The sequence below is a fragment of the Clostridium sp. CM028 genome (assembly GCF_030585565.1).
Classification (GTDB): domain Bacteria; phylum Bacillota; class Clostridia; order Clostridiales; family Clostridiaceae; genus Clostridium_AD; species Clostridium_AD estertheticum_B.
The window spans coordinates 3,087,631-3,109,644 of sequence record NZ_CP077766.1; the positions used below are offsets into that span (position 1 = coordinate 3,087,631).

At 31.9% G+C, this 22,014-nt stretch carries 18 protein-coding genes; 13 read left to right on the plus strand and 5 right to left on the minus strand.

Annotated features, from left to right (window positions below; all coding sequences use genetic code 11):
* Nucleotides 1-18: 18 nt before the first annotated feature.
* A complete protein-coding gene (locus KTC94_RS14520; RefSeq protein ID WP_220319660.1) occupies nucleotides 19-1,971 on the minus strand; it encodes a YgiQ family radical SAM protein in 1,953 nt (650 codons plus the stop codon).
* A gap of 438 nt (nucleotides 1,972-2,409) precedes the next feature.
* Here KTC94_RS14520 and sleB point away from each other — a divergent pair, with 438 nt between their 5' ends.
* Nucleotides 2,410-3,126 carry a spore cortex-lytic enzyme gene (sleB, locus tag KTC94_RS14525; RefSeq protein ID WP_369811880.1) on the plus strand — a complete coding sequence of 239 codons (717 nt, stop codon included), beginning with the start codon at nucleotides 2,410-2,412 and terminating at the stop codon, nucleotides 3,124-3,126.
* Nucleotides 3,127-3,175: 49 nt separating this feature from the next.
* On the opposite strand, the gene KTC94_RS14530 is transcribed toward sleB, so the two are convergent.
* A complete protein-coding gene (locus KTC94_RS14530) occupies nucleotides 3,176-4,216 on the minus strand; it encodes a M42 family metallopeptidase (protein ID WP_220319579.1) in 1,041 nt (346 codons plus the stop codon).
* A 174-nt stretch (nucleotides 4,217-4,390) separates the two neighbouring features.
* Here KTC94_RS14530 and KTC94_RS14535 point away from each other — a divergent pair, with 174 nt between their 5' ends.
* Together KTC94_RS14535 and KTC94_RS14540 are read left to right on the plus strand one after the other, a co-directional pair.
* The gene (locus KTC94_RS14535; protein ID WP_220319580.1) at nucleotides 4,391-5,743 is read left to right on the plus strand and encodes a VanW family protein; all 1,353 of its coding nucleotides are present in this window, start codon (nucleotides 4,391-4,393) and stop codon (nucleotides 5,741-5,743) included.
* An 84-nt stretch (nucleotides 5,744-5,827) separates the two neighbouring features.
* Nucleotides 5,828-6,655, plus strand: coding sequence for a Cof-type HAD-IIB family hydrolase (locus tag KTC94_RS14540; RefSeq protein WP_216301884.1), 828 nt, complete (start codon nucleotides 5,828-5,830; stop codon nucleotides 6,653-6,655).
* An 86-nt stretch (nucleotides 6,656-6,741) separates the two neighbouring features.
* Here KTC94_RS14540 and KTC94_RS14545 read toward each other — a convergent pair whose 3' ends face one another.
* Genes KTC94_RS14545 through KTC94_RS14555 form a run of 3 tightly spaced genes read right to left on the minus strand, consistent with a single transcriptional unit; the run spans nucleotide 6,742 to nucleotide 10,030 of the window.
* On the minus strand, nucleotides 6,742-7,512 hold the full coding sequence (locus KTC94_RS14545) for an SDR family oxidoreductase (RefSeq protein ID WP_220319581.1): 771 nt from the start codon (nucleotides 7,510-7,512) through the stop codon (nucleotides 6,742-6,744).
* 29 nt (nucleotides 7,513-7,541) lie between these two features.
* Entirely contained in the window at nucleotides 7,542-8,891 is a 1,350-nt protein-coding gene (locus tag KTC94_RS14550) for an acyl-CoA reductase (RefSeq protein ID WP_216301886.1), read from the minus strand.
* On the minus strand, nucleotides 8,888-10,030 hold the full coding sequence (locus KTC94_RS14555; protein WP_220286098.1) for an acyl-protein synthetase: 1,143 nt from the start codon (nucleotides 10,028-10,030) through the stop codon (nucleotides 8,888-8,890). The genes KTC94_RS14550 and KTC94_RS14555 overlap by 4 nt, the downstream gene beginning before the upstream one ends.
* 302 nt (nucleotides 10,031-10,332) lie before the next feature.
* Between KTC94_RS14555 and KTC94_RS14560 the strand changes: the two genes are divergently transcribed.
* The 10 genes from KTC94_RS14560 to KTC94_RS14605 all read left to right on the plus strand — a co-directional run bounded on the left by KTC94_RS14560 (nucleotide 10,333) and on the right by KTC94_RS14605 (nucleotide 22,006).
* Nucleotides 10,333-12,129, plus strand: coding sequence for an ATP-binding protein (locus KTC94_RS14560; protein ID WP_220319582.1), 1,797 nt, complete (start codon nucleotides 10,333-10,335; stop codon nucleotides 12,127-12,129).
* Nucleotides 12,126-12,716, plus strand: coding sequence for a response regulator (locus KTC94_RS14565; RefSeq protein WP_165412687.1), 591 nt, complete (start codon nucleotides 12,126-12,128; stop codon nucleotides 12,714-12,716). Before KTC94_RS14560 ends, KTC94_RS14565 begins: the two co-directional genes overlap by 4 nt.
* Before the next feature lie 165 nt (nucleotides 12,717-12,881).
* Nucleotides 12,882-14,444 carry a DNA mismatch repair protein MutS gene (locus KTC94_RS14570; protein WP_220319583.1) on the plus strand — a complete coding sequence of 521 codons (1,563 nt, stop codon included), beginning with the start codon at nucleotides 12,882-12,884 and terminating at the stop codon, nucleotides 14,442-14,444.
* A 133-nt stretch (nucleotides 14,445-14,577) separates the two neighbouring features.
* Nucleotides 14,578-15,045 carry a tRNA (cytidine(34)-2'-O)-methyltransferase gene (locus KTC94_RS14575; protein WP_216301890.1) on the plus strand — a complete coding sequence of 156 codons (468 nt, stop codon included), beginning with the start codon at nucleotides 14,578-14,580 and terminating at the stop codon, nucleotides 15,043-15,045.
* A gap of 55 nt (nucleotides 15,046-15,100) precedes the next feature.
* Complete coding sequence (locus KTC94_RS14580) at nucleotides 15,101-15,940, plus strand: DegV family protein (protein ID WP_216301891.1); 840 nt, start codon at nucleotides 15,101-15,103, stop codon at nucleotides 15,938-15,940.
* A gap of 40 nt (nucleotides 15,941-15,980) precedes the next feature.
* The gene (trxB, locus tag KTC94_RS14585) at nucleotides 15,981-16,904 is read left to right on the plus strand and encodes a thioredoxin-disulfide reductase (RefSeq protein ID WP_216301892.1); all 924 of its coding nucleotides are present in this window, start codon (nucleotides 15,981-15,983) and stop codon (nucleotides 16,902-16,904) included.
* A 273-nt stretch (nucleotides 16,905-17,177) separates the two neighbouring features.
* Entirely contained in the window at nucleotides 17,178-18,260 is a 1,083-nt protein-coding gene (locus tag KTC94_RS14590; RefSeq protein ID WP_216301893.1) for a BMP family protein, read from the plus strand.
* Between the two features lie 180 nt (nucleotides 18,261-18,440).
* Complete coding sequence (locus KTC94_RS14595) at nucleotides 18,441-19,982, plus strand: ABC transporter ATP-binding protein (protein WP_220286096.1); 1,542 nt, start codon at nucleotides 18,441-18,443, stop codon at nucleotides 19,980-19,982.
* Entirely contained in the window at nucleotides 19,975-21,081 is a 1,107-nt protein-coding gene (locus KTC94_RS14600; protein ID WP_220319584.1) for an ABC transporter permease, read from the plus strand. The genes KTC94_RS14595 and KTC94_RS14600 overlap by 8 nt, the downstream gene beginning before the upstream one ends.
* Complete coding sequence (locus tag KTC94_RS14605; RefSeq protein WP_216301896.1) at nucleotides 21,074-22,006, plus strand: ABC transporter permease; 933 nt, start codon at nucleotides 21,074-21,076, stop codon at nucleotides 22,004-22,006. Before KTC94_RS14600 ends, KTC94_RS14605 begins: the two co-directional genes overlap by 8 nt.
* Nucleotides 22,007-22,014: the final 8 nt, after the last annotated feature.

The window sequence follows — 22,014 nt, forward strand, 5'->3', positions numbered from 1 at the left end:
GTAGCCATATATGCTTTTTTATTTTCTAGTTCTTTTTTTGCTAGGACTAATTTTTGAGTCAGTTTTTGAAACGGTTGTTGAAATAGTATTTGAAACGGGTTTTGACCCGGTCTTTAAAGGATTTACTTTTGAATTTTTATTCCCTTTAAATTTGGCATTAGTATTTGCCTTCATAGGTCTTGGCGGTATTAATGATTTTTTATCAAAACCAATTAAATCTTCCCTATGAGCTTTTATTAGTGCTTCTTTTACAATATTATAGTTATCTGGATTTTTAAATTGCATCAGAGCCCTTTGCATATTTTTTTCTTTTTGCTCAGTTGGAACATAAACCTTCTCATTCGTGAAAGGATTAATTCCGGTGTAAAATATTGTGGTAGATAAACTCCCGGGTGTTGGGTAAAAGTCTTGGACCTGTTCGGGAGTATATCCCATTTCTTTTATATATTCTGATAATTTAATTGATTCATTTAAGTCACAACCAGGGTGGCTTGACATAAAGTATGGAACTAAAAATTGATTTTTATCCAATTGTTTATTTGTATGCGAATATTTTTTAACAAAACGGTCAAATACTTCTTGCTTTGATTTTCCCATTTGGTCTAGTACCTTGTCGCTTATGTGTTCAGGTGCTACTTTTAATTGTCCGCTAATATGATGTTCACACAATTCTTCAAAAAACTTAGGGTTTTTATCAGAAATTAAATAGTCATATCTTATTCCAGAACGAATAAAAACTTTTTTAATGTTTGGAATTACTCTAACTTTTCTTAATAAATCCAAATATTCAGTGTGGTCGATAATAAGATTTTTACATGGAGTTGGGAACATACATTGTTTATCTCGGCATACACCTACTTTTTCTTGGATTTTGCAAGCTCTATGTCTAAAATTTGCAGTAGGCCCACCAATATCATGAATGTATCCTTTGAAATTTTTTAAGGTAGTTAAAAGCTTCGCTTCATCTATAATAGAGTGTTGGCTTCTATTTTGAATAACTCTACCTTGATGAAAGGTTAAAGCGCAAAATGAGCAGCTACCAAAACAACCTCTATGGCTGGTTATAGAAAATTCAACTTCAATTATTGCAGGAATACCGCCCTTATCTTCATATATAGGATGATATGTTCTAGTGTACGGCAAACCATAAGTTATATCCATTTCATTTTGCGTTAAAGAAATTTGAGGAGCATTTTGTACTACATATCGATCATTATGTTTTTGTACTACTACTTTTCCTCTTATGTCATCTTGTTCCAAAGACTGTAATTTATAGCTTTCTGCATAAGCATTTTTATCAGTGGAAACAGTTTCGAAAGAAGGTACCTCTATAAAGTCTTTAAGTTCACTAATATCTTTTGAAGCGTAGACAGTTCCACGAAGGGTAGTCATTTTATCAATACTCATGCCATACTTGAAAAGATTAGCCATTTCAACTATAGTTTTTTCTCCCATACCATAGATTAGTAAATCTGCTTTAGCATCAATTAATAAGCTTCGTCTTACTTTATTAGCCCAATAATCGTAATGGGCAAACCGCCTAAGGCTGGCCTCTATTCCACCAATTATAATTGGAACATTTTTAAAAGCTTCGCGAGCGCGATTACAATACACAATTACTGCTCTATCTGGTCTATGACCTGACTTGCCACCTGGTGAATAAAGATCAGTGTGTCTTTTTTTCTTTGCTGCAGTATAGTGATTAACCATAGAATCTATATTACCTGAATTTATAATAAATGCATATTTAGGTTTTCCAAGTTTTCTAAAATCATCAACGCTTTCCCAATTAGGCTGCGCGATAATACCTACAGTAAAGCCTTCTCTTTCTAAGGTTCTTCCGATTATAGCAGTTCCAAAGGAGGGATGATCAATATATGCATCCCCTGTAATTATTATAAAATCTAATTGAGATATATTTCTTTCTTTCAAATCATTCATGCTAATAGGTAAAAATTGTTTATTTGATATCATTTAATCCTCCTAATAGACTAGTTGAGAATTGATAGTAGAAAGTTGCGAGTTTAAAATATAGTTTAATATTTTTCAGGTTTTCATAAAAACCAACCATAACCCTCAATTTTCAACTCTCAAATTAAAGCTAGTTGTCTTGTATTAACTGTATTTAATAATATTAACATAACTATTGAAAAATATGAACTGTAAAAGTTTATAAATGTTAGATTGTGATTATAAAATGTCGAATTTTAAGAGAAAATAAGCATTTTAAGGTAATAATAAAAGATAACTCACTAGAGTATTTTAAATATTATAATGCAGAAATTTAATTCTAAAAATATACTGTGTTACTTAATTAGATTATAGTAGCATAGTGTATTTTTTTTGGAATTTAGAACAAACTATTAATGTTAATGAAATTTATAGATTGTTTTCTAAGGAGGAATTAATTTGAAGAGTAAAAAGCAATTATTTAAAAGATGTAGTGCTGTGGTTATGATAGTTTTAATTACATATTTTGCAAATGAAATTTACCTTAATATTTCTAGTATGAAAGTTATGGCACAGGTTTACAAATATGGCGCGCGTGGTGAACAAGTTAAACAAATTCAAACTAAACTAAAACAATGGGGATACCATAAGGATAGTGTTGATGGAATATATGGTTACAATACATATCTTTCTGTTAAAGCATTTCAAGGTAGTAATGGATTAGATGCAGATGGAATTGCAGGAAAACAAACACTTGCGGCCATGGGTATTTCGGTTAGTACATCAACTCCTGGTGGATCAGCTTCCGGCCAAAACGTAACAAATAATAAGGATGTGGATTTAATAGCTATGCTCATAAATGGGGAGGCTAGAGGAGAACCTTATGAAGGTCAGGTGGCTGTTGGAGCAACAATTTTAAACAGAACAAGAGATGCAAGATTCCCGGCTACAATAGCGGGAGTAATTTATCAACCAGGGGCATTCACAGCTATAGTCGATGGACAAATAAATGCAAAACTTGAAGAAAGTTCAGTAAGGGCTGCAAGGGATGCAATAAATGGATGGGACCCCTCAGATGGAGCAGTATTCTATTTTAATCCCGCAACGGCTACTAATAAGTGGATATGGTCACGCACACTTATAAAAGTAATTGGTAAACATAGATTTTGTAGCTAGAATAATCATAAAATAGTAGTAGAAAATTTCTACTACTATTTTATATGAATTATTCTTGTGTGCAATATTTAATTATTAGATCTAGAGTACATAATATGGAATCCATATGAGTCCTTTCATATCCATGTGAAGCGAAAATTCCGGCACCAATTAAAGCTGTCTTAATATCCCATCCAGCTATTAGAGCAGCAGAAGCATCAGAACCATAGTGTGGATAAATATCTATTTTATAATCTATGTTTTCTTTTTTGCATATATTTGTTAATTTTTTCCTTAGATCTAAATCATAAGGGCCTGATGAGTCTTTAGCGCAAATACAAACACTATACTCAGATGAATTTTGATCAAGACCAGGGCAACCCATATCTACTGATACAAACTCTTTAGTATTTTCTGGAATTGATGCAGAAGCTCCATGTCCAACTTCTTCATAATTACTAATAAATATATTAGTTGTATATGGAAGTTCAATGTTATTTTCCACTATGTGTTTTATAGCATAAAGGAGAATTGCAACTGAAGCCTTATCATCTAGGTGCCTAGATTTTATAAAACCTTTTTCGGTAAAGAGTGTTCTCGTATCAAAGCAAATGAAATCACCGACGCTTAAGCCTAATTCCTCCACTTCTTTTTTTGAAGAAATTTTTTCATCAAGAATTACTTCCATGTTTTCAGGGGTTCTTTTAAGTTCACGAGCATCATTACCACTAATATGCACTGAAGGTTTTGTGCAATGGATAGTTCCGGTGAAGGTTTTACCATCAATAGTTTCTATGGCGCAATTTTCGCCTTCTATTGAATTCATCATGTATCCACCTATAGGATCTAATGCTAAAGAACCACTGGAATTAATATTTTTAACCATTGCACCAAGTGTATCCACATGAGCAGAAAGTGTTCTTTGGTAATCGTTATTTTTGCCTTTTAAGGTGATTACAATTGCACCTTTATTAGTAATGAAATGTGCTGCGTTTAGAATATTAAGCTCATCATTTATATAGTCCATAATTTTTTGTGTATAACCTGAAGGACTAGATATTGATAAAATGTTCTTTAAATAGTATTTAATTTTATCTTCATTATAGTTCATATTATCACTCCTTAAAATGGAATCAGTATAAGTTTAATTTTACCATAAAAGGCACTTAATTGGAACTGAAATAGTAAGCTAAGTTAACAAATAAGCAAGAGTGAATAGGGGGAAAGTATAGGAATATTAGATTCTTTGTAGTATAATATGCTTGAGTAGAAAAGGAGATTACATATGAAGAAAAAAGCAATTATAGTATTAGGAATTTTAGTTTTGTTAGGTGCAATTATATTTACTAGCTACTCTTATTTTAAAGTAAAACAATGGGATTCTTTGATTTTGCCTAAAATCAAAATAGAAAATGAAGACTTAACAGGTAAAACTAAGGAACAAGCCCAAATAATAATGAAGGAAAAGTACTCAAGTAAGGTGATTAAGAAAAAAATTACAATAGTAAATGAAGATAAAAAATATACCTTGGACTATTCAATGCTAGACGCAAAATATAATATTGATGAAGCTATAAAGCAGGCAATGAGCTATGGAAGTGACATGAATATGTTACAAAGATATAAAGCTATTAAAAATCCTGATGATAAGCAAATAAAGCTGACCTTTGAATATAATGATAAGGCTGTTGATAAAATATTAGAGGAAATGTCAAAAGATATAAATAAAGAGCCAGTAAATGCAACTATAACTATGGTTAGCAGTGGAAACTTTAGTGTTACAAGTGACGCTTATGGAAAGCAGTTAGAATCAGAAAAATTGAAAAAAGAAATTAAAAGTAAAATAAATGGTCTTCTTTCGGGAGATGATATAAGTATCACGGCTCCAGTAAAGAAATTAAATCCTAAAGTTACGGAAGCTTCCTTAAATGCGATAAATACAAAAATTTCAAGCTATAGTACGAACTTTGCAAGTTCACAAGAAGGCAGAGCTACAAATATAGAGTTGTCTACTGAAAGTATAAATGGGACACTACTTATGCCAGGAGATGTCTTTAGCTTTAATGGAATTGTAGGAGAGAGAACTGCAGCAAGAGGATATAAAACCGCAGGGGTAATTGTTGGAGATAGATTAGAGCAAGGGTTAGGTGGGGGAATATGCCAGGTTTCATCTACTCTGTATAATGCAATGCTTACAACTGAAATTCTTTCTGTAGAAAGAATTCATCATACAATTTCTTCGGGTTATATCCCAAAAGGACAAGATGCTACAGTTGATTATGGCAATCTAGATTATAAGTTTAAAAACACATTTAAGTATCCAATATACATTGAAGGTGTTATATCAAACAGAAATCTCTCATTTAACATTTATTCTAATTCCACATTAACTAAAAGAACTTATGAAATTGTAAGTGAAGTATTGGAAGTTACTCAGCCAAATACCGAAACAATACAAGATCCAACTAAGTACGAGGATGAAAAAGAAATTGTTAAGACGGGTTATGCAGGATTTAAAGTCAAAGTGTATAGAAAAACTTACGAAAATGGTAAGCTAATTGGTACACAGGTTATAAATAATGATACATTCAACGTTATTAATGGAACTATAAAAGTTGGTACTAAGAAGAGAGCATAACGTTTAATTAACGTTATGTTCTCTTCTTAATGACATTTCAGAAGATGATTTAATAAAAAAAACTTAAGAAGGAGAATGAAAAATATGGATTACAAATTGATATGTATAGATATGGATGGTACACTTCTAAATGATAAAAAAACTATTAGTGAAAGGAATCTTAGCGCTATAAGGCTAGCTAATAAAAAGGGCGTAAAGATTGCGGTATGTACGGGAAGAATTTTTGCCTCTGCTGATTTTTTCTCGGATCTCTTGGGAGTTAAATCACCGGTAATAGCTGCGAATGGTGCTTATATTAGGGAAAAAGATAGAGATGAAGTAGTTTACAATGAAGCGTTAGGTGTGGAAAAATGCGAAAAACTGCTATCTGTGTTTAAAAAGTATGAGATTTATCCGCATTTTTATACCAAAGACATGATTTTTACGGAAAATTTAACATATTCTACATCTTTTTATGCGGGAGTTAATAAAACACTACCAAAGGATAAGCAGATAAAAGTAGTGCTCGTGAAGGAGTGGAATGAGATATTTAAGAAATATGAAACTGAAATTTTTAAAGGTATAGGGGTAGATGAGGATACAGAAAAAATCCGAAAAGCAAAAATATCATTAAGAGATATGGATAATTTTGAAGTGGTAAGCTCTCATTTCGATAATTTTGAAGTAACAAATAAGGGAGTATCAAAGGGAAATGCGGTTAAGATTTTAGCTGATTATTATGGAATAAATCGTGAACAGGTTATTTGTATAGGAGATAGTGAAAATGACTTATCTATGATTAAAATTGCAGGACTTGGAGTTGCTATGGGAAATGGAGATGGGTTCGTGAAAGAAGCTGCAAAATATATTACTGATACTAATAATAACGATGGAGTAGCGAAGGTTATTGAGAAATTTGTGCTAGAAGTGTAATGGTAAGCCTTTCATTCCATCCTTGAAAGAGTGGAATGAAAGGCTAATTTTGAGTTGTAGGAAGTTATTCCAGTCAACTTCAATGATTAGGCTTTATTTTCTATCCATTTAATAAATTTTTTTGCTTGAATTCTAGCATAAATGGGATATAAAAAGGGTAATATTCTATTAAGGCCAAGGGTGACTGCATATGCCTTTGATGGATATATAGATTTTTTGTTTTTTTCAATACCTTTTATTATGCTTTCAGCAACTTTATCTGGTGTCTGAACTGGCCAAGGTACTGGTGCTTTATCTCCAGCTCTTTTAAAAAAGTTAGTACTTGTAGCAATAGGATAAATTAGTGAAAGTCTGCCTTTATCTCTAATTTCATAATTATGGACGCGTCCAAAGCCATCTATTGCACTTTTGGTAGAACAGTATAAGGAATATCCTGGTAAAGGGACTTTACTAACAGCTGAACAGGTAATGGCTACATGATATTCTTTTCCTTTATTGAGTTTTTTCATTTTTTCAAAAGCATAAATAGGGGAAATTACATTAGTTTTAAATATATCTTCAATGTGACCCCAATCTGGCTCAAGTATTTCTTCACAATAGGCAAAACCTGCATTAGCTATAAATATATCCACATGACCTAAAGTAGCTATTGCATATTCAAACAGCTTATCCATCTCTTCCTTATTAGATACATCACAGGAATAGGGTATTACATAGGCTCCGAAGTTATTTATTTTTTCTACATTTCTACCAACTGCTATTACATTTGCATTATACACACTTAATCTTTTTAATACCTCATTGCCTATACCCGAAGAGGCACCTGTGAGTATAATATTCTTATCTTTAAAATTCATTTAGTTTACCTCCATATAGAGAATTGTCATTACAGCTGCCTGCTTACTACATAAGTCATTTCTTGTAAATTAAACATTCCATCATGAGATGTGCCTGGATAGTGCCTAGACATAAAACCTGGCTTAGTTACAATGCTTACTCCAAGTTGAGTCATGTTTTCAATAATTTCAATATCAGATCCATTATAACCCATAGTTTGAAGGTAATCTTTAATGTTTTTTTCTACATAATTATAAAGTTCTTCCTTACTTTCATAAGGGCTAACAAAAATAAATCTATTAAAGCATCTATCTATATCTTCTTTATCTGGTAATGTTTCATTTAAAACTACTGTATAGTCAGCATTCTTTGAAGAATATACTTTTGTTTCATTTTTCAGGCCATATTTCAATAAGCAATATTGCCTATCTTGTATTGTTTTTACTGAGTTCCATGGATTCAAGTATGCTTTAGGTAAAACACTTGATAAATTCTCTAGGGACTTAGCAAGCTCAGAAGCAAAAAAAATCCTGTCTATATCTTTATTTATAAAAATAATTCTTGGAGATAAACAAGCCTTTTGTTCCCAAAATACAATATCGCTTCCTATATTTTGGGCAACAACTTCCAAGTCTTTTTCTTCATCTATTACCTCGAAACTAATTTTAGGACCATGCATAATAAGATGTGTTTGATGTTTAGCACATAATCCAGCCATTATTCCACCAGAATATGCTCCGCCCCAATGTACTACACAATCACTTTCTTTTACTAAAGTTTCATATATATTTGAGGAGGAACTATCAAAATAAGTTACTGAAAGTCTATCCTTTATACTGCTATCAATTTCGCATAGACTTTGATAAAAAGCATATGCAAAATATGGTTCATCTCCTGATACTTTAACTATATTACAATTCTTTGATAATAAGCCCATAGAGATACTTACAGGTATTACGATGAATGCATTACCAGATACGTTATGGAAAATTAATCCTCTAGGTTGTCTATGGCAATACCCATAGCTTGTTTCTGCCCAATTATCAAGTACATCACTATCACCTAGTTCTTCTGAAATTTCTTTTTCAATGTTCTCTCTTAAAAGCATTGACATACTTCCTTCAAGTTCATAGGCTACAAGTTGCGGACTTTGATTGGTTATTGTAGCCAAAGCATCAATATGTTTCTGAGAATATTCTCTATTTAGCCATAGTTTAGCACATTTATCTAAAGTTTCTATAGTTCTTTCTGTAGATATATCATGAGCGGCTTTCTTATTTGAATTAAGTCTTTTTATCTCGCTAATTATCTGTTCTTCATCTGTACAATTTAATTCTAGCTTTAACCCATTTATATCTTTTTCTAAAATTGTCTTTCCTACTGTATATTCAATTCTCATTTTTTACCTCCTGATACATTAAGTGTTGCACCACAGCCTTTAGCCTCTGCTCCTTTAACTCTTCCAAGAATCTTTATGGTCATTTCATCTTTGCCACAATCTGGGCATCTATTTGTAGAAACTATTTCTCCAATATCATCTACAAGCACGGATGCACCTGCAAAAGTATCAGTACCATATGCATTTAGTACTTGAATAAATCCTTTGTTTCCAACTTTATTTAATGGATTAAGAGTCTTTACATCTCTTATGATTACTCTTCCCCAGCTAGGTACATGGAAGAGGTAATCCTTATGCTTCTTTGAATAATGACCTGTTATAACGAAACTATTTTCTGTAAAAGAATATGAATCAATAAAATTTTCTTCCGGTACTCCGAGAAAACGTGATACAGTTTCTACAAATCTCCATCTCTCAATTTTATTCCCAATATTTACAGATCCCTTTCTACCATCCCAACCACCTCCTCCAGTATGAATTAAAACATTCTTTCCAAGGTTAACAGGCTCCATTTTATCAATTAAATATTGAATAGTATTATAAAATATTAGGGTGGACCCTCCAACTAAAAGATAATCTTCTTTATTATTATGATTAGTAATAAACTTCTCAAATTCATCTATATCTACTTGGAAATTACCTTCAAAAGGCTTTAATAAGAAAAGTGTACTTTTACCAAAATCAAATAAATCAAGGAGGTTTCCAATATAGGACTCTGTTGGTTTATCACACAAATTCTCACTATTATGCATTCTCATTACTTCTGGTTCTGGATAAAAAACACATTCATAATCAAATCGAGGTCGAAGTGTCTTTTTATCGCAACGCATCAATTCCTGGATTTTTAAAAGATCTGGAAGATTTCTTCCAACTACACTAGGATCTCCGCTTGTACTACTAGAAACTGTCCACTTTTCAAGATTCTTTGTATTTATTCTAAGAAGATTAGAATATAGCCCTGATGACTTTTTAAAAAGGGTAGTTGCAATAAAAGGAACATGATTAATATCCTCTTTTGTATTTAGATCTCTGCTTGGATTATATGATTCATTGTCACAAAGCAACTTATATGCACTGCATTGCTCATATTGATTTATAACATTACTTCTAAAATCTTTAAAATAATTATATTTACTCATTAAGTACCCTCCTATTTTACTATTGAAAATCATAAACTAATGGATATTTATTCCGTATGCATTGAAGTATAGTTGAAAATTAGTTGTTTGTTAAATTTATATTTTAAGAATATTTATCTTACTATAGTTCAAAATATGAACTTCACAGAGGGCATGCTTACTTTTACATAGAATTAATCCAATTTAATGTGTAGAGTGTTAGTTGACTAATTCACAAATATAACCATAAAATACATTGAATCACTAAAAAGTTGCTTGATTGGGAGGGATTTTCTATTAAGACTTTGAGAGGGAAAATTGCAGTGTTTTACATAGTTCTAACTATAATTATTACTTTAGTTAGTGCTGTATCAATTTATAATATATTTGAAGTAAGAAGATCCATAGATAATGTTGAACTGGATAGTTACAAAATTGTAGATTCATCAAATAATATGGATGAATGCATTGATAATCAACTTAAAGCAATATTTCAAAATGATTACCAAAATAGCGTTAATTTATTTTATGACAACAATCAAAAATTTTATATGTATTTTAATACGGAAAGTGCCCGAGTTACAAATCTAAATGAGAAGATATTAATGGATAAAATCAATACAAACTATCTTAAATTTGTAAAACTCTATTCTCAAATTGATACAAAAACCAATACCGTTGATTCTATTAAAACTCATAATTTATCAATAATTTTATCTGCTAATGATGTGAAAAAAGACCTAAGAGATATTGTTGAAATTAGAAAAAAAACTATAATTAAAGATAAAATTAAAGTTAAGCAGGTTAGCTTTTTTTGTATTTGCGTTAATCTATTATCTATTCCCATAATAATAATAGGCTTTATTATATCTATTTTTTATATAAATCGGGCACTGAAGCCTATAAGAGCTCTTATCCGTACTATTCAATCCGTTAAAAATGGGGATTTAAGCACTCAAGCTCCCGTATTTTATAACGATGAAATAGGAACGCTTGCTACTGAATTTAATGAAATGACTAGAAAGCTTTTTGAATATGAAAAAAGTAGTAAAGGTTCTTTAATGGCAGAGAAAAATAGATCTCTTACTATAGTTAAAAGTATTCCTGATCCAATAATAGTGCTGGATGTGAATTTTAGAATCATGCTTCTTAATAAGTCCTGTGAAAACTTTTTTAATATTAAAGAAAATGAAGTGGTTAACACACATTTTTTAGATAGTATTCGAAATTTTGATCTTTATGATCATGTTTTTTCAGTAATTAATAACTTGCAAAATGAAGAGAAAACTATAAAAGTGTCTACAAAGGGAAAAACATATTTTTTTAATACTAGAGTAAATCCAATTAAAGATAGTAGTTTAGGAATAGATGGTGTAGTTATTTTGATGAAAAATGTTACTGAATTAAAACAATTAGAAAAAATAAAGATAGATTTTATTGATACTGTATCTCATGAATTTAAAACTCCGCTTACCTCAATTATGATTGGTATTGAACTTATTCATGATAAACATATTGGCAAGCTCAATGAAAAACAAGTAACAGTGTTAGACACCATAAAAGAAGATGGTGAAAAACTTTCAGATTTAGTGACTAATCTTCTTCGGTTATCTCGTATTCAATCTGATAGAACTATTTTTAATATTAAACCTTGTAATATTAAAAATATTATAGAAAATTGTTGTAAATCCTATGAGGCACAAGCAAAATCTCTGGGTATTAAAATGAACTATGAACAAAAGAAACTTCCTCTTGTCCTTGGTGACAAGGAAAAATTAGAATGGCTGTTAAATAACCTAGTCTCAAACTCCTTTAAACATTCTAATTTAGGAGATGTGATATCCATAGGTTCTTATTTGAAAAACAATATGGTTCATTTATTTGTCAAAGACACTGGTGAAGGAATGCCAACAGAATATAAAGATAAAGTTTTTGAGAAATTCGTGCAAATTAAAAGTAATGATTATTGGTCTGGGAGCGTAGGTCTTGGACTTTCTATTGCCAAGGAAATAGTGGATGCCCATAAGGGAACTATATGGTGTGAAAGTGAACTTGATGTGGGTAGTATCTTTACATTTACCCTTCCTATTTCTAGAAATAAAAAGGGGCGTGCGTTATGAAAAGTAAAATTTTAGTTGCAGATGACACAAAAAATATAAGGGTGCTGTTAACAACATGTTTAGAATCACGAGGATGTGAGGTTATATCTACAGGTAATGGAAAAAATGCACTTGAAATAATAAATGAAGAAAAGAAAGATTTAGATCTTATATTTTTAGATATTAGAATGCCAGAAATGACTGGTACAGAGGTTTTAAGACAAATACGATCTATGAATATATCTTGTCCAGTAATTATTATGACAGCCTTTGCCACAGTGAAAAATGCTATAGATTGTACAAAACTTGGTGCTGTAACTTATCTTCAAAAACCCTTTTCTGTTAAAAGGATAGATTCACTGCTAAAGGATTTAGTTAAAATAAAGCCCGAACTTATAGAAGGGGTTAAGGATGAAAACTATTATATTAATAAAGCTGAAAATCAAATGGCTAAAGGTAATTGTACTCAAGCATTAGGAAGTTTAAAAACTGCACTTTATATTAATCCATACAACGGCAAGATATATGGATTAATAGGGGAGTGTAACCAGTGTGAGAAAAATTATAAAGAGGCTGAAAGATTTGCTGCTATAGCAAAATTATTTTAAGACTTCTACATATATAGGATTAAGTGTATATGAAAGTTATGAAACTCTTGATTATCAAGGGTTCAGAACTTATTTATTTATAATAAACATTGGAAATATGTATCGGATTTTGCTATAATGTAGTTTAGATGAAATAGTTTAAAAAAACTAAAGGAGTATTTTACTATGAGTAATAGGTATTTACATTCAATAAGAAGTGATTATAAGGGAGATATGGATAAGAAAAGAGATTTTAAGAAGATTAAGAAGTTTTTTAGTATACATAAAAAAGATGAATATACCTTAGATAATCAAACATGGGACGATTTAGATATGAATAAGGTGTACGAAAAATTGGATAGAGCATATAGTAGCCCTGGAGAAGCCGCTTTATACACAATGCTTAGAAATCCCTTAATGAAGGAAGAAAAATTGAAAAAAAGGGGGAAACTAATTCAGTCATTTAAAGAAAATGACAGATTAAGAGAAAGCCTTCAGTGCATTTTCCTTGAATTAGGTAGTGATATAAAAAATAGTTTTCTAGATATGATTGAAACTGACCTTATAATAAATAAAACTAAATATTATATTTATACTTTTATTGGAAAGATATTACCATTAATAGCGATCTTGCTTGCGATATTTGTGAATATTAAATTTATGATAGTTTTGTTTGGAATCGCGTCTATTAATATGCTAATAAACTCTTCGGAAGTAAGGCAAATTAAATCTAATGGCATTTTTTATCTGCAAAAAAATATTAAGGCAGCTAAAAAAATTGTAAGCATAAATAATAAAGATATTGTTTATTATAAAGATAAGATAACGATAATGCTTAAATCTGTAAAGGATATAGATAGAAACATAAGATTAATAGGATTTATAAATATGTGGCAAGGATTGTTTGAATTCATATCTGTTATATTTCTCCTTGAAGAAACTGCTTATTATTCTATATCTCATAGGATAAAAGAAGAAAAAGAAGTTTTAATGGACCTTTACGGTGCAGTTGGTGAAGTAGAAGCCTTAATTTCTATCGCGGGTTATAAGCATAATTTAGGTGAGCAGTATGTAAAACCTAAGTTTATAAAGCAGGTTAAGTTAACTATAAAAGAGGGAATACATCCTCTTATAGACAAGGCTGTTGCAAACTCAATTAACATAGAAAATGGAGGTATTGTGCTTACGGGCACAAATATGGCAGGGAAGTCGACTTTTCTAAGAATGCTAGGGGTAAATATAATTTTGGCTCAATGCTTTAATTTTGTTTTGGCTAAGAGTTACGAAGCTCCTTTTTTTAACATAGTTACATCAATTAGCCCTAATGATGATTTAACAAAGGGAAAAAGTTTCTATATGGCAGAGGCGGAAGCAATTCTTAGAATAATCAAAGCGCTAGAAAAGGATGCAGCTGTATTTTGCCCAATAGATGAGATATTTAGGGGTACAAACCCAATAGAGAGAATTTCAATGTCGGCGGAAATACTAACATACATAAACAATGGAAAATCTGTTTCTATTGTAGCGACTCATGATAGAGAATTAGTGAACATTCTAAAAGAAAATTATGAGTTTTATTATTTTAGTGAAAAGGTTGATACGAGTAAAGGATTAAGTTTTGATTATAAGATAAAAAAAGGAGTTTCTCAAACAAGAAATGCTATAAAACTTTTAGAGTACATGGGTTATCCAAAGAAAATAATATCTAGATCGTTTAAAAGAGCTGAGACCATAGAGAAATTATTATAGTAGCACCACAGGTGATGATATAACCCAGAGAATGTAGACTAGCTGCATCTTTACTATTAGCTATACTTAGGGTAATATGGTTTTAGATATTTATATGTTTTATACTGAAAAAGAAGGGTAAGGAGGATTTATTGTGAATTTAAATATAGTTTTATTTCAACCGGAAATTCCACAAAACACTGGTAATATAGGAAGAACTTGCGTACTAACTGATTGCAAACTTCATCTTATAAAACCTTTAGGATTTAGTTTAGAGGAGAAGCAACTTAAAAGAGCGGGACTCGATTACTGGCCTTATTTGAGTTTAGAGATACATGATACATATGAAGCTCTTAGAGAAAAATATAAAGAGTCAACTTTCTACTATTCTACAACAAGAGCTTCAAAATTATATTCAGATGTAAAATATAAAGACGGGGATTTTATAATTTTTGGTCGAGAGTCATCAGGCCTTCCAGATAATGTTCGTGGTAGCGATCCTGAAAGGTGTATAAAAGTGCCTATGATAAATAGCACAACTAGGTCCCTTAATCTTTCCAATACAGTAGCTATTGTGACATATGAAGCACTTAGGCAAATAGGGTTTAAGAATATGAAATAAGGTGCATAGCAATTAACAACTGTTATATCCCCAAGAGACGAACAAGGAGATAGGAATGGAAAAGATTAAAATCATAACAGATAGTACGTGCGATTTAAATAAAGACATTATTGATAAGTATAATATAGAAGTTTTACCACTACTCGTGAACATAGAAAACAAAACTTACAGGGATGGCGAGGATATTAGTTTACAAGAATATTTATATAAAATGAATAATTCTGAGCAGTTCCCTGTGACCACTCAGGTAAACCCACATAGATTCTATGAATGCTATAAAAAATATTTAGATGAGGGATATAAGATAGTTTCTATTCATTTATCTTCAAAAATGAGTGGGACTTATCAATCTTCATGTATGGCTAAAAGCATGTTATCATCAGAAGATATTATCACAATTGATAGTTATAATGTTACATCAGGTCTTGGAATTTTGGTTTTAAAAGCCTGTAAATTAAAAGAAGAGGGATGTAATATATTTGAAATAGAAGAAAAAGTTAAACAAACAATACCTCATGTGAAAAGTGCGCTTGCTTTTGATTCATTAAATAATTTAGTTAAAGGTGGTCGATTGTCTAAAACTGCTGGAGCGATAGGCGGGCTACTCGGGATAAAATTAATTTTAACTGTAAAAGATGGTGAAATGGCCGTAATAGATAAAGTTCGTGGAAGCAAAAAAGCAATAAAAACTATTTTGAAAAATTTAGAGCAAACAGGGACTAGAAGTGGAGAGACAAGTATTCTATTGCAAGCTAGTGACCGAGATATTCTAGGGAGTTTGAGGTCTCATATGAGTGAACGTGAAATGGACTTTATAGAATGCTCGGTTGGATGCGTTGTGGGGACACATGCAGGTGAAGGTGCCTGTGGCATTTTTTACGTTGAAGAATATTAAAATTTTTACTAAGTGAATAAAAAGTGAGGAGGTTAAGCGTATGGTACATATTTATGATACTATAATTATTGGCGGCGGACCTGCAGGATTATCTGCTGGCATTTATGCATCAAGATCAAAAATGGACACTTTAATTATTGAAAGAGGAGAGTTTGGTGGACAGGTTGCTACAACTAATGAAATAGATAATTACCCAGGCTCTATTGAAGATTGTACAGGAGCATCATTAAGCAAGCGAATGAAACAGCAAGCGAAGGAATTTGGAACACAATTTGTTAAAGAAGAGGTTATGCAAGTTGAGCTCGAAGGCGACATTAAGGTAATCAAATGTATGAGAGAAACTTACAAGGCTAAAACAATTATAATTTCCTCAGGAGCGAGCCCAAGACTTGGTGGATTTAAAAATGAAATAGAATTAAGAGGGAAAGGAGTTTCTTATTGTGCAACTTGTGATGCTGACTTCTTTGAAGATTTAGACATTGCAGTGCTAGGAGGCGGAGATTCAGCTATATCTGAAGCTATATACTTAACTAAATTTGGGAAAAGTGTTACGGTAATACATAGAAGAGCAGAGCTCAGAGCTGCTAAGTCACTTCAAGAAAAAGCTTTTAATAATCCAAAAATAAAGTTTGTTTGGAATACAGTAGTTACGGAGGCTAAGGGCGAAGAAAGCTTGGAGGGATTAGTACTTAAAAATATTAAAACTGGTGAAACTCACGATTTAAAAGCAGATGGATGTTTTGTATTTGTAGGATACCTTCCAATTTCGGAATTGTTTAAAGGGAAGATTACCATGAATAAACGAGGCGAAATTATCACTGATGAAGAAATGAGAACTAATATACCTGGAGTATACGCTGCAGGAGATATAAGAGCAAAATTACTAAGACAAATAATTACAGCAGCAGCAGATGGGGCAATAGCATCTACCCATGCTGAATATTACATTGAAAATATGATTTAATTAGTTTGTAAATTCGGAAGGAATACCCATAATTTCAGTTATGAGTGTCCTTTCTAAAAAAATACTTTAAAATTGTAATAATTAGGTTTAAATAAAAACATAGGCAAGTAATAAAAAACTATATATAGCATATAATATACTTTAGCATCAGATAAAGATTACAAATAAAAATATTCTAAAATAAAAAGGATTTTTTTAATGTTTATAGAATACATACTGCGAAGCAATAATATTGTTTAATTAATTAGTTAATTACTTAGGGAGGAATTTATTATGAATAAAAGAAAGATAGTTGCAGTACTTACATCAATGGCAATAGTTACAACATTGTTTGCTGGCTGTGGAACTAAGAAGGAAGCTGTAAAAAATACACAAAAAAGTACTGTAGTTGTAGGACTTTCTACTGATGAGGGTGGATTAAACGACAAGGCATTTAACCAATCAGCAGATGAAGGGGTTAAAAAGGCGCAATCTGAAGACGGTTTCACGTACCATGCTCTTGAAGCTCAAAAGAAAGAGGATTATTCAGCAAATTTAGAGTCATTAGTCGAAGAGGGTTCAAATCTAACTTTTGCTGTTGGATATCAAATTGCAGATGCAATGACAGAGGTTGCTAAAACTCATACTGATAAAAACTTTACAATTATAGACTCAGTTGTTGATCTTCCAAACGTAGCATCAATTACTTTTAAAGAGCAAGAAGGATCTTTTTTAATGGGAATTATTGCTGGGAAAATGACTAAAACTAATAAAATTGGATTTATTGGTGGAAAAGATAATGAATTAATAAATAGATTTGAAGTTGGGTTTGCAGCTGGTGTTAAAGCAGTTAATCCAGAAGCTGCAAAAGGATTATTGAGCATAGATGGTAAGAGTGCAGGAACAACTGTAAAATATGCAGATAGTTACAATGATTCAGCAAAAGGTTATGAATTATCTAAATCATTATATCAAGGCGGTTGCGACGTAATTTATCATGCAGCAGCGGGAGTTGGACTTGGTTTATTTAAAGCGGCTAAAGAATTAAAAGATGGAGGGAAGACAGTTTGGGCTATAGGAGTTGATATGGATCAATCTTTAACAGTTCCACAGTATTCTGATATTATACTTTCAAGTATGATAAAAAGAGTTGATACAGCAACTTACAATCAAGCTAAAGCTCAAATTAAAAACGAATTTAAAGGCGGTACAGTTACTAATCTTGGGTTAAAAGAAAAAGGCGTAGGAATAGCTGATACATCTAATAAAAACGTACCAAAAGATGTTTTGGATGAAGTTAAAAAATATGAAGATAAAGTTATAGCTGGAGAAACAGTTGTTCCAGTAAATAGAAAAGGAGCAATGGATTTTAAATAAAAATCAATAAATATAAATTTTCATTTACTGATTTATGGTTTTTAGTATACAATAAGAGCTAGATGTGTTACATCTAGCTCTTTCTAAGAATAATGAAAATTTTGGGTGAAGATGATGTCAGCACCACAGGTGATGTCAGCACCTACAGGTGATGAATAATCTTTTTAAGGAGGAAATCCAATGGAAAAGGTAATTGAAATGAAGGGCATAACAAAGATTTTTCCAGGAACCATTGCCAATGACAACATAAATTTTGAACTATTAAGAGGCGAAACACACGTTCTTCTTGGTGAAAATGGCGCAGGAAAAACAACCCTTATGAATATTCTCTATGGTCTATATAAACAAGAAGAAGGCGAGATTTATGTAAGCGGTAACCTAGTGAATATATCTACTCCAAATGATGCTATCAAGTTAGGTATAGGAATGGTTCATCAACATTTTATGCTTGTACATAATTTTACTGTTGCGGAAAATATTGTGTTGGGTATTGAACCTAAAAAAGGATTCAAAATTGATATGGGCAAAGCGATACATGATGTTAAAGAAATTTCAGAAAGGTACGGTTTCGCAATAGACCCAAGCGCGGTTATAGAAGATATTTCTGTAGGGCAACAACAAAAGGTAGAGATACTAAAGGCGCTATATAGAGGTGCACAAATTTTAATATTAGATGAGCCTACAGCAGTTTTAACACCAAAGGAAATTGAGGAACTCGGAATCATAATTGAAAATCTTGAAAAAGAAGGAAAATCCGTAATACTGATAACTCATAAATTAAAAGAGGTTATGAGTATGAGTGATAGAGTTACTATAATTAGGCGAGGTGCAGTAACTGGAACAGTAAAGACTAAAGAAACAAGTATAGACGAATTAGCGCAGCTTATGGTAGGCAGAAAAGTTAATCTAACTGTAGAGAAAAATCCTGCTCAAATTCGCGGCGAAATATTGAAAATTGAAAATCTTTGTGCAAGTGATCACAGAGGATTACCTGCAGTACAAAATTTAAACTTAGCAGTATATGGTGGAGAAATTCTTGGGATAGCTGGTGTTGATGGAAATGGTCAATCTCAATTGTTAGAAGTTTTAACTGGACTTCAAAGGCCTAAGAGTGGAAGCATTATAATAAACGGTAAAAATACATATGGTAAGTCACCAAGAGATATTATGTCAGTAGGTGTTGGCCATATACCAGAAGATAGGCATAAAAGAGGGCTTATATTAGATTATTCTCTATTTGAAAACTCAGTGCTTGGAATTCATAAAAATGCACCCTTCAGTAAAGGCATAGTTATGAATTACAAAGAAATTAGAAAACACTGTGATGAACTTATTAGCGAATTTGATATTAGAACCCCAAATGCAGATGTAAATGCGGAATCATTATCAGGTGGTAATCAACAAAAACTTATAGCAGCTAGAGAAATTTCAAAAGATCCGGAATTATTAATAGCAGCACAACCTACGAGAGGTCTTGACGTTGGTGCAATTGAATATATTCACAAAAGATTAGTTGTAGAACGTGATAAGGGTAAGGCGATTTTATTAGTATCATTAGAACTTGATGAAATAATGGCATTATCAGATAGAATTGCCGTAATGTATGATGGCAGAATAGTAGATATACTCGATAGATGTGATGCAACAGAGAAAAAACTTGGTATACTTATGGCTGGTGGTAATCTAAATAAAACACCGGAAGGAGCTAAAGATAATGAATAAAGTAGAAAGTGAAAATAGTAATTTTGTAAGTATAGCAAAAAATATCATTAAAACACTTGCTTTCCCTTTCTTTTCTATAATCGTTTCTATATTTGTTGCTGTATTCTTTGTAATGTGGGCAAAAGGATATTCTATAATACAATACTTTTCAGCTTTAGGTGATTTATTTGGACTTATATATAAAGGTGGGTTTGGTAATACTAGAGTAACCTTCGTTACCCTTTCAGAAGTTACTCCATTAATATTTACAGGAGTTGCAAATGCTGTAGCATTTAAATGTGGATTATTTAATATAGGTGTTGCTGGTCAATTTATACTTGGAATGATGGCAGCTGCTGTTGTTGGAACATTGCCAGGACTAAATCCAGTAATTCATATAGTTTTAGTTATTTTAGCAGGACTTTTAGCCGGAGGAGTATGGGGAGCAATCCCGGGATATTTAAAGGCTAAAGTAGGCACTCATGAAGTTATTAACACAATTATGATGAATTATATATCTATGGCTTTAGCCAATTTTATTATTTTAAGAACTAGTTTTGGAGTGGAAGGTAAAGCAAGTACTCCTAATATACAAGAGAGTGCAGAAATTCATAGGTTTGTTAGCGGTAGTGGAGCTAATATTAGTATATTCCTTGCCATAGCAGTAGCTATCTTTATATTCTGGTTATTATGGAAAACCACTGTTGGTTACGAAATAAGAGCAGTTGGTATAAATCCACATGCTGCAGAATATGGTGGGATTAATGTAGCGAAAAATACTGTTTTGGCTATGGTGATTTCTGGTGCAATAGCCGGAGTTGGTGGGGCAACGCATGTTGCAGGCGTGCTTCATAATGCAAAAGATTTCATGGCACTTCCCTCTTATGGGTTTGATGGAATTGCAGTTGCTTTACTTGCAAAGAGCAATCCTATTGGATGTATAGCATCAGCTTTATTATTTGGAACATTAAATAGTAGTTCTAGAACCCTTCAATTAAACGGAATACCAAAAGAAATAGTTTATTTAATCCAAGCTATAATTATTATATTTGTAGCAACAGATTATATTGTTAAATACTTCTCTGAGAAGAAAAAGAAGGGGGCGATTACAAATGAGTAGTGTTATTTTAATTAATTTGTTTGCGCAAACTTTAAGAATAGCTACGCCTCTAATTTTTGCAGCACTGGGTGGTATATTTTCAGAAAAATCAGGTGTGGTTAATATAGGCCTCGAAGGTATGATGGTAATAGGCGCTTTCTTTGCGGTATATGGAAGTTACACCACTGGAAGTCCAGCAATGGGAATACTTTTTGGGGTGATAGCAGGGGGTGTTTTGGGATTAATACACGCTGTGCTGAGCATACATTTGCGTGCAGATCAAGTAATCTCAGGTACTGCTATAAATCTTTTTTCTACTGCCCTTGCGAGTTTCTTAATATTTAAGTTATTTGGTGGTAAAGGTGGCCAAACAGATATAGTAACAGGACTTTCATATAACATACCGGATTGGATTAAAAATATACCAATAATAGGGAATTTAATATCGCAGCTAAACTGGTTTGTAATACTCGCGATTATTTTAGTATTTGTTTCGCATTATATACTATATAAAACACCTTTAGGACTTAGAATTAGAGCTGTAGGAGAACATCCAAAGGCGGCTGATACTTTAGGAATAAATGTTTATAAGATAAGATATTTATGTGTTATTTTATCAGGAATGCTAGCAGGGCTCGGTGGAGCAGCATTATCCCTGGGAATAACACCACTTTACAGAGAAGGAATGGTTGCAGGACGTGGATTTATTGCCTTAGCGGCTGTTATTTTCGGTAATTGGAAACCTTTCGGAGCGCTTGGGGCTAGTTTGTTATTTGCCTTTGGTAGTGCATTTAATATTTTTGCACAGGGACTTAGCTGGAATTTACCTACAGAAGTATATGATGTTATTCCATATGTACTTACCATGATTGCACTTGCAGGATTTGTTGGAAAAACAACAGGCCCCCTTGCGAGTGGTAAACCATATGTTAAAGGATCTAGATAATATTTTAA

What these genes read in the sequence shown, in the direction of transcription:
- KTC94_RS14580 (WP_216301891.1), top strand. Translation starts at nt 15,101, where the DNA reads ATGGAAAAGATTAAAATCATAACAGATAGTACGTGCGATTTAAATAAA.
- trxB (WP_216301892.1), top strand. Translation starts at nt 15,981, where the DNA reads ATGGTACATATTTATGATACTATAATTATTGGCGGCGGACCTGCAGGA.
- KTC94_RS14590 (WP_216301893.1), top strand. Translation starts at nt 17,178, where the DNA reads ATGAATAAAAGAAAGATAGTTGCAGTACTTACATCAATGGCAATAGTT.
- KTC94_RS14535 (WP_220319580.1), top strand. Translation starts at nt 4,391, where the DNA reads ATGAAGAAAAAAGCAATTATAGTATTAGGAATTTTAGTTTTGTTAGGT.
- KTC94_RS14555 (WP_220286098.1), bottom strand. Translation starts at nt 10,030, where the DNA reads ATGAGTAAATATAATTATTTTAAAGATTTTAGAAGTAATGTTATAAAT.
- KTC94_RS14565 (WP_165412687.1), top strand. Translation starts at nt 12,126, where the DNA reads ATGAAAAGTAAAATTTTAGTTGCAGATGACACAAAAAATATAAGGGTG.
- KTC94_RS14595 (WP_220286096.1), top strand. Translation starts at nt 18,441, where the DNA reads ATGGAAAAGGTAATTGAAATGAAGGGCATAACAAAGATTTTTCCAGGA.
- KTC94_RS14600 (WP_220319584.1), top strand. Translation starts at nt 19,975, where the DNA reads ATGAATAAAGTAGAAAGTGAAAATAGTAATTTTGTAAGTATAGCAAAA.
- KTC94_RS14530 (WP_220319579.1), bottom strand. Translation starts at nt 4,216, where the DNA reads ATGAACTATAATGAAGATAAAATTAAATACTATTTAAAGAACATTTTA.
- KTC94_RS14570 (WP_220319583.1), top strand. Translation starts at nt 12,882, where the DNA reads ATGAGTAATAGGTATTTACATTCAATAAGAAGTGATTATAAGGGAGAT.
- KTC94_RS14545 (WP_220319581.1), bottom strand. Translation starts at nt 7,512, where the DNA reads ATGAATTTTAAAGATAAGAATATTATACTCACAGGTGCCTCTTCGGGT.
- KTC94_RS14550 (WP_216301886.1), bottom strand. Translation starts at nt 8,891, where the DNA reads ATGAGAATTGAATATACAGTAGGAAAGACAATTTTAGAAAAAGATATA.
- KTC94_RS14605 (WP_216301896.1), top strand. Translation starts at nt 21,074, where the DNA reads ATGAGTAGTGTTATTTTAATTAATTTGTTTGCGCAAACTTTAAGAATA.
- KTC94_RS14540 (WP_216301884.1), top strand. Translation starts at nt 5,828, where the DNA reads ATGGATTACAAATTGATATGTATAGATATGGATGGTACACTTCTAAAT.